This is a genomic window from Micromonospora mirobrigensis (genome assembly GCF_900091555.1).
Taxonomy (GTDB): domain Bacteria; phylum Actinomycetota; class Actinomycetes; order Mycobacteriales; family Micromonosporaceae; genus Micromonospora; species Micromonospora mirobrigensis.
In genome coordinates this window covers 1,420,531-1,432,572 of sequence record NZ_FMCX01000001.1, presented here as the reverse complement: position 1 = coordinate 1,432,572, position 12,042 = coordinate 1,420,531, and the positions used below count along the sequence as shown (strand labels likewise).

13 protein-coding genes and 1 pseudogene are annotated in these 12,042 nt (G+C 73.3%); 12 read left to right on the top strand and 2 right to left on the bottom strand.

The genetic code is table 11. The features are described from left to right. The first annotated feature begins 31 nt into the window (after positions 1-31). From GA0070564_RS06820 to GA0070564_RS06765, 12 genes are all read left to right on the top strand, one after another. Positions 32-664, top strand: coding sequence for a DUF4178 domain-containing protein (locus GA0070564_RS06820; RefSeq protein ID WP_091603967.1), 633 nt, complete (start codon positions 32-34; stop codon positions 662-664). A 2-nt stretch (positions 665-666) separates the two neighbouring features. Then, positions 667-1,158, top strand: coding sequence for a DUF2617 family protein (locus tag GA0070564_RS06815; RefSeq protein ID WP_091603964.1), 492 nt, complete (start codon positions 667-669; stop codon positions 1,156-1,158). Further along, the gene (locus GA0070564_RS06810; protein ID WP_091603961.1) at positions 1,155-1,580 is read left to right on the top strand and encodes a DUF4247 domain-containing protein; all 426 of its coding nucleotides are present in this window, start codon (positions 1,155-1,157) and stop codon (positions 1,578-1,580) included. The genes GA0070564_RS06815 and GA0070564_RS06810 overlap by 4 nt, the downstream gene beginning before the upstream one ends. Positions 1,581-1,612: 32 nt before the next feature. After that, entirely contained in the window at positions 1,613-2,035 is a 423-nt protein-coding gene (locus GA0070564_RS06805; RefSeq protein WP_091603958.1) for a DUF350 domain-containing protein, read from the top strand. Next, positions 2,035-2,844: a hypothetical protein gene (locus GA0070564_RS06800; RefSeq protein WP_245669824.1), complete on the top strand. Its 810-nt coding sequence runs from the start codon at positions 2,035-2,037 to the stop codon at positions 2,842-2,844. Before GA0070564_RS06805 ends, GA0070564_RS06800 begins: the two co-directional genes overlap by 1 nt. Then, entirely contained in the window at positions 2,841-4,412 is a 1,572-nt protein-coding gene (locus GA0070564_RS06795; protein ID WP_091603955.1) for a polyamine aminopropyltransferase, read from the top strand. Before GA0070564_RS06800 ends, GA0070564_RS06795 begins: the two co-directional genes overlap by 4 nt. Positions 4,413-4,475: 63 nt before the next feature. Further along, the gene (locus GA0070564_RS06790) at positions 4,476-5,465 is read left to right on the top strand and encodes a hypothetical protein (protein ID WP_176730590.1); all 990 of its coding nucleotides are present in this window, start codon (positions 4,476-4,478) and stop codon (positions 5,463-5,465) included. 130 nt (positions 5,466-5,595) lie between these two features. Then, on the top strand, positions 5,596-6,450 hold the full coding sequence (locus tag GA0070564_RS06785) for a hypothetical protein (RefSeq protein ID WP_245669823.1): 855 nt from the start codon (positions 5,596-5,598) through the stop codon (positions 6,448-6,450). Between the two features lie 72 nt (positions 6,451-6,522). Then, positions 6,523-7,131: a hypothetical protein gene (locus GA0070564_RS06780; protein WP_091603946.1), complete on the top strand. Its 609-nt coding sequence runs from the start codon at positions 6,523-6,525 to the stop codon at positions 7,129-7,131. A gap of 9 nt (positions 7,132-7,140) precedes the next feature. After that, positions 7,141-7,944 (top strand): SDR family NAD(P)-dependent oxidoreductase, encoded by an 804-nt coding sequence (locus GA0070564_RS06775; protein ID WP_091603943.1) that lies wholly within the window; start codon positions 7,141-7,143, stop codon positions 7,942-7,944. Between the two features lie 174 nt (positions 7,945-8,118). Next, a complete protein-coding gene (gene pyrE / locus GA0070564_RS06770; RefSeq protein ID WP_091604702.1) occupies positions 8,119-8,658 on the top strand; it encodes an orotate phosphoribosyltransferase in 540 nt (179 codons plus the stop codon). Positions 8,659-8,715: 57 nt separating this feature from the next. Beyond that, a complete protein-coding gene (locus GA0070564_RS06765; protein ID WP_088969178.1) occupies positions 8,716-9,093 on the top strand; it encodes an ArsR/SmtB family transcription factor in 378 nt (125 codons plus the stop codon). A 358-nt stretch (positions 9,094-9,451) separates the two neighbouring features. On the opposite strand, the pseudogene GA0070564_RS06760 reads toward GA0070564_RS06765, so the two are convergent. Both GA0070564_RS06760 and GA0070564_RS06755 read right to left on the bottom strand, forming a co-directional pair. Continuing rightward, positions 9,452-10,234: pseudogene (locus tag GA0070564_RS06760) on the bottom strand (DedA family protein); the annotation flags it as partial. Positions 10,235-10,389: 155 nt separating this feature from the next. After that, entirely contained in the window at positions 10,390-12,000 is a 1,611-nt protein-coding gene (locus GA0070564_RS06755; protein ID WP_091603939.1) for a hypothetical protein, read from the bottom strand. Between the last annotated feature and the right edge of the window lie 42 nt (positions 12,001-12,042).

Below are 12,042 nucleotides of genomic sequence, written 5' to 3'. Positions count from 1 at the left end.
TCACCGCGACGCACGTGGGAGGGCGGTCGGGGTGAGTCGTGATCTGGGGTACCTGGTCCTGGCGCTGGGGTGTCTGCTGGCGGTGGCCGGAGTGGTGATCGCCGTGGTGGCGGTGCTGCGCTCGCGGTCCCGGCCGCGCGCCCGCGGCGGCCCGGCCGACCCGTTCCGGGACACCGACGCCGACGCGTTGCGCGGTGACCCGCGTGGTCTCAAGCCGGGCGACATCGTCGAGATCCGGGGCGTGTCGTACGCGGTCCGCGGCTCGGTGCACCTGGTCGAGGGGGCGTGGAGCTGGGTGGAGCACCTGCTCGACGACGCCGCCGGCGCGAAGCGCTGGATCTCCGTGGAGGAGGACCCGGACCTGGAGCTGGTGCTCTGGACGGCCGAACCGGGCGCCACCCTCGCCCCCGGCGCGCCCACTCTCGACCTCGACGGCCGCCGGTACTCCTGGGAGGAGTCCGGCCAGGCCCGCTACTCGGCCACCGGCACCACCGGGCTGGACCCGAGCGGCACGGTCCGCTACCACGACTACCGCGCCCAGGACGGCGCCCGGCTCGCCTTCGAGGCGTACGGGGAGGCCGGCTGGGAGGTGGCCCGCGGCGAGCAGTTGCACCGGGCCGAGGTGATGATCTACCCGCAGGGCGGCCCGGAGAAGGTGGCCTGAGCGTGCTCGTCACCCTGCACGCCCCGTACGTCGACACCAGCGCCGCCGACCTGAGCCTGACCCTGGGCGGCCCGGAACGACCCGCGCTGCACGTCCGGGAGTTGACCCTGCCCGGCGGGCCGACCCTGCGGCTGCGCCTGCTCGGCGCCTCCCACCAGGTCGTCTGCGGCGACCTCACCGAGACGGTGGCCTGCCTGCCGGGGCGGCCCCCCGCGCTGCCCACCGCGCTGCACGACGAGGCGACCGGCTACCGGTTCACCGCCGTCGTGCTCCGGCCGCCCGGCGACGGGCTGCGCGCCCGGGTCGCCGCGCTCCGCGCCGACCTGGCCGGCGACCCGTACGCGCTGGTCGGGGTCTTTCCGGGTGACCCGGACGCGGTGACCGCGCTGGCCGTCCGCCCGCGGATGCCCGACGGGTCGGTGGCCTGGCGCACCTGGCACGCGTACCCGCAGACCAACGAGCTGGTCCTGACCGAGACGGCGGTAACCCGATGACCTACCGACGGTGGTTCGTGCTGGGGGTGGCGTTCGCCGTGATCGGCGCCCTGGTGGCGGCCTTCGCGATCTTCTACGGCAACTTCTCGCCACGCGGCTACGTGCAGGACCACTACACCCGGGCCGCTTCCCGGGACGTCGGCTCGGACGCGGTCGCGTACACGTCGAACCGGGCGCCCAGCCAGGTGGCGAAGGACGTCACCGGCGCCTGGAAGCCGGCCGACCAGTACGTCGACGGCAGCGGCGTCTACCTGCGCTACGACGACGACTCGGTGGTGATCCTGCCGATCGCCACCGGCTCGGTGATCCTGCTGGAACGGATGCGGACCGCGTACCCGCGCTACCACTCCACGGTGGGCAGCTACTGGGGTTGGGGTCGGGGCAGCACCGTGCGGGGTGGCGGCCCCGGCGCCGGCAAGTGACCCGATCCGACGAGAGAATCCTGGAGTTCCCTGTGCAGAACCTGGTCACCGATCTGGTCGTCACGCTCGCCTACGGCGCGGTCGGTGTGGTGCTGATGGCCGTCGGCTACCTCCTGGTCGACCTGACCACCCCCGGCAAGCTCCACGAGCTGATCTGGGCGCAGCGCAACCGCAACGCGGCGCTGCTGCTCGCCTCGAACCTGGCCGGCGTCGGCACCATCGTGGTGGCCGCGATCGCCGCGAGCGCCGACGACTTCGCCCTCGGCCTGGTCGGCGCGGCCGCGTACGGGCTGCTCGGGCTGCTGATCATGGCCGCGGCGTTCGTGCTGCTGGACCTGGCCACCCCGGGCCGGCTCGGCGAGATCCTGGTCGACCCCGAGCCGCACCCCGCCGTCTGGGTCTCCGGCGTCGTCCACCTGGCCACCGGCGCGATCATCGCCGCCGCGATCAGCTGATGGTCGGTGCGGACCACGGCACGACCGGCGCGACGAACCCGGTGAGCAGCGCCAGGGCGCCGGCGTGGAAGAAGGTGCTGTTCTCGGTCACCCTGTTCGGTGGGCTCGCCGCCTGCGTCCTCGGCTCGATCTTCGGCGGTGGCGACTCCGGCACCGACGTGCCGGCCCCGGCGGTCGACGAGCGGGCCGACACCGTGCCGCTGCTCGCCCGCGCCGCCGACGACCAGGGCATCTGCTACGGCTGGTCGCTGAACGAGGGCTGGGGCTCCGACCCGGTGAACGTCGGCTCCAACCTCGGCGACGGGGTAGCGGTGGAGGGCAACCCGGCCTGCCCGCGCTGGGTGCAGGTGACCGGCGCGGTCACCTACACCTCGGCGAGCAGCGAGAGCAGCGACTCCGCGGTCGTCCGGGTCACCGGCTCCCCGGACATCGGGTACGCCGAACTGTCCACGATCCGGTCCGGGCTGGACCGGCTCGGGCTCGACGAGGACGCCTTCGTCGACGACCCCGGCTGGGCGGTCACCCGCGCCGCGGTGATGCTGCCGCTGCTCGCCGTGGAGGCCGGGCTCGCCCAGCCGGCCGCCACCCCCAGCGCCGGTCCGGCCGGTCCGACGCCGCTGCCCGCCGCCGGCAGCGACTTCCTGCGGGACCGCTTCGGCTGGCTGCTCGCCACGCTCGGCCTGCTGCTGCTCGCCGCGCTGCTGCTGACCGTCGGGGTCGTGCAACGCCGCAGGCAGCCCCGGGTGGTCGCACCCGCGCAGCGCGCCGGGGCGGACACGGCGTCGTCGCGTACCCGGGAAAAGGCGTGACCACCGACGTGCCGGCCGCCCCCGCGCGGTGGCGGGTGGCCCGCGCCGGGGTGCTGCTCGCGGTCTTCGTCTGCGCGGCCTGCGGTCTGGTGTACGAGCTGGCGCTGGTCGCCCTCGGCAGCTACCTGATCGGCGACGCGGTCGGGCAGGCGTCGATCGTGCTCGGCGTGATGGTCTTCGCGATGGGCGTCGGCGCCCTCGCCGCGAAGCCGTTGCAGTCCCGGGCCGCCGCCGCGTTCGCCGCGATCGAGCTGCTGCTCGCCCTCTTCGGCGGCCTGTCGGTGCTCGGCCTCTACGCCGCGTTCGCCTGGCTGGACCTCTACGGCCCGGCGCTGGTCGGCACCGCGTTCCTGCTCGGCCTGCTGATCGGCGCGGAGATCCCGCTGCTGATGGTGATGCTGCAACGCATCCGCGAGCAGTCCGCCGGCAGCGCGGTGGCCGACCTGTTCGCTGCCGACTACGTCGGCGCGCTGCTCGGCGGGCTGGCCTTCCCGTTCCTGCTCATCCCGGTCTTCGGCCAACTCAAGGGCGCGCTGGTGGTCGGCGCGGTGAACGCGGTCGCCGGCCTGGTGCTGGTCGGCACGGTGTTCCGCCGGGATCTGAGCCGCCGGGCGCGCGCCGGGCTCGGCGCCGGCGCCGTCGTGGTCGCCCTCTGCCTCTCCTACGCCTGGATCACCGCCGCCGACTTCGAGGTGACCGCCCGGCAGCAGCTCTACCGGGACCCGGTCGTGCACGCCGAACGCAGCCGCTACCAGGAGATCGTGCTGACCCGGTCGGTGCGCGAGGTCGGCCACGCCGACACCGACCTGCGGCTCTTCCTCAACGGCGACCTCCAGTTCAGCTCCGTCGACGAGTACCGCTACCACGAGTCACTGGTGCACCCGGCGATGCGCGGCCCGCACGGCGAGGTGCTGGTGCTCGGCGCCGGCGACGGGCTCGCCGTGCGTGAGCTGCTGAAATACCCCGACGTACGCCGGGTCACCGTGGTCGACCTCGACCCGGCGGTGGTCCGGATCGCCCGCACCGAGCCGCAGCTGCGGGCCCTCAACGGCAACTCGTTCGCCGACCCCCGGGTCCGGGTGCTCAACCTCGACGCGTTCGGCTGGCTGCGTACCGCCACCGACCGGTTCGACGTGGTGGTGGCCGACCTGCCCGATCCGGACGAGACGGCCACCGCGAAGCTCTACAGCGTCGAGTTCTACGCGCTGATCCGCTCCGTGCTGGCACCCGCCGCGCGGCTGGTGGTGCAGTCCGGCTCGCCGTACTTCGCGCCCCGCTCGTACTGGTCGATCGAGGCGTCGGTACGCGCCGCCGGCTTCGCCACCGTGCCGTACCACGTGGACGTGCCCAGCTTCGGCGACTGGGGGTTCGTGCTCGCCGCCCCGGGGACGGTCCCGCCCCCGCTGGCGCTGCCCGACGACGCCCCACCGCTGCGGTTCCTCACCCCGGCGGTGCTCGCCGCGGCGGCCACCTTCCCCGCCGACCGGGGCCGGCTCGACGTACCCGCCTCCACGTTGTTGCAGCCCAGGGTGCTGGAGTACGCCCGAACGGAGTGGCGCGGCTACTAGGTTCGGGGCATGTCGCCCGCCCGCCGTCCACCCCGCCCGGGGTGGGGCTGGCTGCTCCGGCGGGTGCCGACCCGGGCGGTCGACGCTGCCGCGTACCTCCAGGCGTTCGTGCTCTCCGGGGTGGTCACCGTGCTGGCCGTCCGGGCGTACCTCCAGGCCACCGGCTATCCCCAGCTGGGCGGGGGCGGGCTGCACATCGCGCACGTGCTCTGGGGCGGGCTGCTGCTCGCCGTCGGGCTCGGCATCGCGCTGGTCTTCCTCGGCGGCGGACCCCGGACGGCCGGCGCGATCGTCGGCGGGATCGGCTTCGGGCTCTTCATCGACGAGGTGGGCAAGTTCGTCACCACCCGGACCGACTACTTCTACGCCCCCGCCGCCGGCATCATCTACGGCGCGTTCGCCCTGCTGGTGGTCCTCATCCAGGCGGTCCGCGGCCGGATCCGGCTGACCCCCGCCGAACGGGCGGCGAACGCGCTGGACATGGTGCTCGGCGGCCTGCCGGGCGGGCTGACCGACCGGCGTCGCGTGGCCGTGCGGCGGCTGGCGCGGGGCTCCGGCGCACAGGTCGAGGCGGCGCTCGGCACACTGCTCGACGCGGTGCCCCGACGCGAACCGCCACCGGTGCGGTTCTGGCGACGCTGGGCCGGGCGGTCCCGCCGGCTGGTGGTCTGGCTGACCGAGCGCCGCTGGCTGGTCTGGCCGGTCGTGGTCTACCTGCTGGTCGAGCCGCTGGCGACGGTGATCGCGGTGGCGCTGGACGTGGCCACCGGCGAGTTGGACCAGCAGCGCGAGTGGGGCGCGGTGCTCGGTGTCCTGATCGCCGCGCTGATCACCGCGACGCTCAGCCTCCGGGGGGCGGTGCGCCTGCGCGGGGACCGGCTCGGCGCGTTCCGGCTGTTCAAGTTGGCACTCCTGGTCGACCTGCTGTTCGGGCAGGTCTTCAACTTCACCGTCAACCAGTTCGGCGCGGTGGTCAACCTGGCCGTCGACCTGTTCCTGCTCGGGGTGGTGACCGCCGAGCACCGGCGGCTCCGTGGCGCCGACCGCGACTGATCCCCGGCGGGTCCGCTCCTTCCGTCGTGCCCCGCTGGCCCCCGGTCGATACGGTGTGGGCGCGATCTAGGGAAGGAGAATCGTGGTCGATTCCCACAGCACACCACCGGCCCGGGTGCGGCCGTCCGTCGTGACGATTTCGAGTTACCTGCTGATGGCGGTGGCCGCCATCGAGCTGATCAACCTGATCATCAGCCTCACCACCGCCGGCAAGGTCCGCGAAGTGCTCAAGGACGCCTACTCCGGCAGCAACGTGGAGGGCGCCGAGGCGGTCGGCGACATCGCCTTCGCCGCCAGCATCGGCGGCGCGATCCTGGTGCTGCTGATCGCGATCGCCCTGGTCGTGCTGGCGCTGCTCAACAACCGGGGCCGCAACGGCGCCCGGATCACCACCTGGGTGCTCGGCGGCATCATGGTCTGCTGCACCGGTGGCGGCCTGGTCAGCAACGCGTCGGGCGGCTTCATCAACAGCAGCGGCGCCTCCGGCGACGGCAACATGCCCAGCTCCGAGGAGATCCAGCGCCGGCTGGAGGAGGCGCTGCCCTCCTGGGTCCAGCCGGTCAGCACCCTGCTCGGCGTGCTCGCCCTGCTCAGCCTGCTCGCGGCGCTGGTCCTGCTCGCCATGCCGCAGGCCAACGAGTTCTTCCGCAAGCCCAAGCACGGTTGGGAGCCGCCCGCGCCGGGCTACCCGGGCTACCCGCAGGCCGGTCAGCCTGGTTATCCGCAGGGTGGTCAGCCGGGGCAGCCGGGTTACCCGGGCTACCCGCAGCCGGGGCAGCCGTCGTACCCGGGGCAGCCGTCGTACCCGGGGCAGCCGGGCCAGCCGGAAGCCGGCCAGCCGGGCTGGCCGCCGGCACCCGGGCAGCCTGGTCAGCCTGGTCAGCCGCAGGGGCACGAGCAGTGGCAGCCGCCGGCCGCGCCCCCGTCCGGTCCGGACCAGCCGCCGACCGACCGGCCGGACCCGGAGCGGCCGGCCGGAAGCTGACGCACCGATAAGCGCGACGCCGACGATCCCTCCGAGTAGGTTGCAACCCGACGCCTACCGGAGGGATCAGTCGTGTCGTACCCCGAGGTCGCGCCGGTCCGCCGACCCGCGGCGGTGACCCTGGCGGCGGCGGTGCTGGCGCTGATGGTGGCCGGCGCGCTCGCCTACGCGGTCACCACCCTGGTCGTCCTCGGCGGCACCGTCGAGGAGTTCCGGAGCGCGGCCGGTGCCACCACGGCCCGGCCCGACGAGGTCGACACCGTGGTCACCCTGATCCGCGTCTCCGCCGTGCTGTCGGCGGTGGTGACGGTGCTGGCCGCCCTGCTCCTCGTCGGCCTGATCGTCGGCCTGCTGGCCGGGCGTCGGGGCGCGCGGGTGGCGACCTGGGTGGTGTGCGGGCTGGGCCTGCTCTGCGGATGTTGCAGCGTCGCCGCGGTGGTGGGCGAGCGGGCGGCGCCGCTGCGGCTGGGCGGCGGACGGGTCAGCGGCGACCTGCTGGGCCTGGTCGGCGACGCGTACCCGTCGTGGTGGATTCCGGTCAACGCGGGGCTTTCCGTTGCCCAGGCGCTCGGCTACGTTGTGGTGGCCGCGCTGCTGGCCGTGCCGGCCGCGAACGCCTGGTTCGGCGGTCGCCGGGCACCGGCCGCCCCGCCGGTGACGCCCCCGTTCCCGCCCCGCTGAGGACCGCCCGTGACGACCGAGGACCCCACCACCGAGCGGTGGGCGCTGATCACCGGCGCGACCGCCGGCATCGGCGCGGCGTTCGCCCGCCGGCTGGCCGCCGACGGCTGGCACCTGGTGCTGGTGGCCCGGGACGCCGCCCGGCTCGACGCCACGGCCACCGAGCTGACCTCCCGGTACGGGCGGCAGGTGGTCACCCTCCCCGCCGACCTGTCCACCGACGACGGTTGCGCCACCGTCGAGGGGCGGCTCGCCGCGCAGCCACCGGTCGACCTGCTGGTGAACAACGCCGGGATCAGCCTCAACCGGCCGTTCCTGCGCTCCACCGCCGAGGACGAGAGCCGGCTGCTCCGGCTCAACGTGCACGCGGTGCTGCGACTGAGCCTCGCCGCCCTTCAGCAGATGACCCGGCGGCGGCACGGGGCAGTGATAAATGTCTCTTCGGTTGCCGGTTTCGGAGCCATCGCGCCCGGTTCGACCTACCCGGCCAGCAAGGCATGGGTGACCAACTTCAGCGAGTCCGTCGGCCAGTCCGCCCGCCCGTTCGGCGTACGCGTGATGGCGCTCTGCCCCGGCTACACGCGTACCGAGTTCCACGACCGGGCCGGCATCGACATGTCCGGCATCCCCGCCGCCGCCTGGCTCCGGGCCGACGACGTGGTCGACGAAGCCCTTCGTGACCTGCGTAAAGGCAAGTTGGTGAGCGTTCCCTCGTGGAAGTACAAGGCGGCCGTGGCGGGGCTGCGGCACGCCCCGCAGTGGCTGCTGCACCGGGTGACGCGGGACATCCGCGGACGGATCGACGGTCAGTGATCCTGACCGGGGTCGGTACGCCGGCCGCCTCCCCGGCGGGACGCCGTACCCGGTTGGCACATGCCGGCCCGGTTGCACACGGTAGTCGTACATCGTCACCCATCGGTCGCCCGCAGGGTTGACCCGGGTGGACCCCGCACACGGCTCCCAGAGTTGAGCAGTACCCTCATCGCCATGGGGGACCGCGACGACCTGCGTAAATTCATTGCTGACCTGGCTGTCGTGCACGGTCGGGTGGTGCTCTCCTCCGGCCGCGAGGCGGACTGGTACGTCGATCTGCGTCGGGTCACGCTCCATCACCTCGCCGCGCCGCTGGTCGGTCGGGTGATGCGGGAGTTGACCGCCGACTGGGAGTACGACGCCGTCGGTGGCCTGACGTTGGGCGCCGACCCGGTGGCGCTGTCGATGCTGCACGCGGCCTCCGCCGCCGACCAGCCGCTGGACGCGTTCGTGGTCCGCAAGGCGGGCAAGGCGCACGGCTTGCAGCGGCGGATCGAGGGTCCGGACGTGGCCGGTCGTCGGGTGCTGGCGGTCGAGGACACCTCGACCACCGGCGGCAGTGTGTTGACCGCCGTCGAGGCCCTTCGAGAGGCCGGGGCCGAGGTGGTGGGCGTGGCCGTTATTGTTGATCGAGGAGCCGGCGACGCGGTGCGAGCCGCCGGACTGCCTTATCTGGCGGCCTATACGTTGGCTGACCTCGGCCTTCTGGCGTAAAAGTTTGCCGATTCGGATTTGCCGATATGCAGGCAGATCGATGGTGCTGGTGGAAGGATGGAATTCGTGGGAACTGCGTTGGCTGAAATGACCATGCCTCAGATCTCGCCGCTTGCCGGCGAGCCGATCGAACGTGCCGATGCCGAGCGGCTCGCGGGGGTCCTGAAGGCCCTCGCGGATCCCGCGCGGCTCCGCCTGCTCAGCCTGATCCAGTCGGCCCCCGAGGGCGAAGCGTGCGTGTGCGACCTGACCGCGCCGCTCGGCCTCTCCCAGCCGACGGTCAGCCACCACCTTCGTATCCTCACCGAGGCCGGCTTGCTGGAGCGGGAGAAGCGTGGTGTGTGGGCGTACTACCGACTGGTGCCCTCCGCGATCGCCACGATCGCGGACCTGCTCACCCCGCCGCGCAAGCGGGCCACCAAGAAGGCCCGCTGACGCGAACGGTCCGGGCCGTCCCGCGCCGGGGCGGTGTCGGGTGGCGAGCAAGGGGTGGCGCCACCACCGGGCGATGACGCCTGCCCGTCCGCGGGCGGCGTCACTGACCTGACCCCGCCGGGCTGCCGGCCGGGGTTGCCGATGGCCGGGTCCCCACCAGGGAACCCGGCCATCGGCGTACGCGCTACCAGCCCTGGCCGTGCTCCGGGCGCCGCGGGTCGGACTGCCCCTCGTAACCCTGGGTCGGCTGGCCGTAGCCGGGCTGGTCGTGCCCCGGCTGGTCGTGGCCGGGCTGCGGGGTCTGCTGCGGGCGGCCGTACACGGTGCCTCGGCCCTGCTCCCGCGGCGCCTCGTGCCGGTGGTGCTCGCCGTGGTCGAAGGCGTCCCGGACGGCGTCGACCGCACCGGCCGCGCTGGCCGCCGCGACCACCGCGACCGCCTCGCCGCGCTTGCGGGCCCGGCGGTCCCGGAGGAACTCGAAGAAGATCGGCAGCACCGAGATCAGGATGATCACCGCCACCACCGGCAGGATGTACCGGTCGATCTTGTCGCCGATGGCGTTGTAGATCTGCTCGGCGAGCAGGTAGCCGATCAGCAGGATGCCGTCCACCCAGAGGATCGCGCCGACGATGTTCCAGATCAGGAACTGCCGGGCCGGCATCCCCAGCACCCCGGCGACCGGGTTGAGGAAGGTCCGCACGATCGGGATGAAGCGGGCCAGCACCACGGCCTTGGCCGGGCCGAACTTCTTGAAGTAGTACTCGGCCTTGTCCACGTACTCCTGCTTGAACAGCCGGGAGTTGGGCCGCTCGAACATCCGGCGACCGTAGTGGGCACCCAGCCAGTGCCCCAGCTGCGCGCCCAGGATGGCGCAGATCGGGCCGCCGATCAGCAGGCCCGCCAGCGAGATCCGGGTGCCGTCACCGAACATCGCGTCGGCGACCGGCGAGGCGGCCACCCCGGCCAGGAAGAGCAGCGAGTCGCCCGGGAAGAAGAAGCCGACGAGCAGACCCGTCTCGGCGAAGAGGATCACCCAGACGCCGATCAACCCGAAGGTGTGCAACAGATCCTTGGGGTCGAGCGGGTTCAGGGCGACGCTCTCCGAGATCACCCGGGTCTTCTCTGCTGTGTCCACGGCCACAAAGGGTACGCGACCCCGGTCCCGCTCAGGCCCCGACCGGCCCGCACCCGGTCGCGACGGGTGGCGGCTTTCCGGTCCGCTGACCGGCGCTGTGTCACGACGCAGCCCCGCCGGCCCGGTGCGGGCCGACGGGGCTGCGTCGGGTGGGGAGTGGGTCAGGCGACGAAGCGGGTCCGGCGGCGCTTCGCCACCAGGTAGCCGGCCGCGCCGGCCACCAGCAGCAGACCGCCGATGCCGGCGATCAGGCCGGCCGGGGTGCCGGTGACCGGCAGGCCACCGCCCTGGCCGCCGCCCGCACCGTCACTCGGGGCGGCGGTGCCACCGGTGCTCGGGGTCGGGCTGGCGGCGGGCGCCGGGTTGAGCACGATCGAGGCCTTGTCGTTGGCCGGGTTCAGGTCGCCCTGGAACATCTCGTCGAAGCCGGTGGCCAGCTCGACCGCACCGGTCAACGGGCCGGCCTTGTCGATGCGGAACCCGAACCGGAACTCCGCCTTCGCGTCCCGGCCGACGACCTCCGGGCTGAAGCAGTAGTACGCCGACTTGCCGGTCACGGTCTCACCGTCGCCGCTGCCGCCCTTGTCCGCCGGGAAGCACTCGTCCGGCACCTGCACCGCGGTGGCGCCCACCGGCACGGTGACCTTGGCGAGGACCCACAGGGCGTTGTCGCCGCTCACGTTGACCGCCGCCGGGCCCCGGTTGAGGAAGCCGACCGTCGTCTGGACGGTGCTGCGCAGCACGCCCTTGCCGGTGGCGCCCACCGCGGCCACGTCCGCCGCCTGCTTGCCGGTGACCTCGATGGTCAGGCCGGCCGCGTTGTTGTCCAGGTCGGTGTCGGTCTGCGGGTTGGCCTGCGCGGTCCGCGGCGTCTCCAGCTTCAGCGTGCCGGTGGCGCCCTTCGCCTGCGCGTTGCCGAACACGCCGAAACCGTCGCGGAGCTCCTGCCAGTCGGCCTTGGTCAGCCAGGCGAAGAAGCCGAAGTCGCTGTTCGGCGCCGGGGCGTCCGGCGGGACGGTGAAGCTGAACGACGAGTCGACGGTCCGGGTCTCACCCGGCGCGACCTTGCCGTCGAAGGTGCAGGCGAAGGTGTTGTCCAGCGGGCCCTCGGCCGCGTACTCGCAGTTCTGGTAGCGCTGGGACGGGGCGAAGTTGTAGCCGGCGAAGACCAGCAGGACCGCGCCGTCGACGGCGCGGTCGCCCGCGTTGGTCAGGGTCAGCGGGGCCGCGACCGTGGCACCGGGCGCACCCTTGAGGTTGACGTCCTTGCCGGCCGCCAGGTCGACACCCTCGCCGACCGTGACGGTGGAGCGGAACGTCGCGGTGCCGGCGCCCGGGGCGGTGACGGTGAAGGCCAGGTCACCCCGCTGCCCGACCTTCGCGGTCGCCGGGGCGCTGACCGGGAGGGAGAACAGGCCGGCATCCGGGTCGTCGCTGTTCTTGATGGTGCAGGTCAGGATCGCGCCGGCCGTGGTGCACGATGCCTCGTCCGGGTACGGCTTGCCCAGCTCGGCGAAGCCGGCGACGGCGCTGCTGTCCACCTTGACGGTGTACTCGGTGAGCCCCTCGGTCAGCGCGTAGAGCTCCACGTCCTTGCCCGGGCCGCCCGGCGCGAGGACGACGTCGTTGGCGTACAGCTTGACGTCCTGCGCGAGCAGGTTGGGGATCGGCGCCGGAGCGGGGGCGGCGGCGGCGGGCAGGGCGGAGGCGGCGACGAGCCCGCCTGCGACGACCAGCCCCGCCAGCCAACGCCGGTTCGGGTGCGGGTGCATGTGGGGGTTCCTCCAGAAGGGATGCCGAGGCAACCAGCGCAG

Coding starts and splice junctions, on each gene's coding strand:
- GA0070564_RS06810 (WP_091603961.1), top strand. CDS start 1,155: ATGACCTACCGACGGTGGTTCGTGCTGGGGGTGGCGTTCGCCGTGATC.
- GA0070564_RS06800 (WP_245669824.1), top strand. CDS start 2,035: ATGGTCGGTGCGGACCACGGCACGACCGGCGCGACGAACCCGGTGAGC.
- pyrE (WP_091604702.1), top strand. CDS start 8,119: ATGGGGGACCGCGACGACCTGCGTAAATTCATTGCTGACCTGGCTGTC.
- GA0070564_RS06765 (WP_088969178.1), top strand. CDS start 8,716: ATGGAATTCGTGGGAACTGCGTTGGCTGAAATGACCATGCCTCAGATC.
- GA0070564_RS06755 (WP_091603939.1), bottom strand. CDS start 12,000: ATGCACCCGCACCCGAACCGGCGTTGGCTGGCGGGGCTGGTCGTCGCA.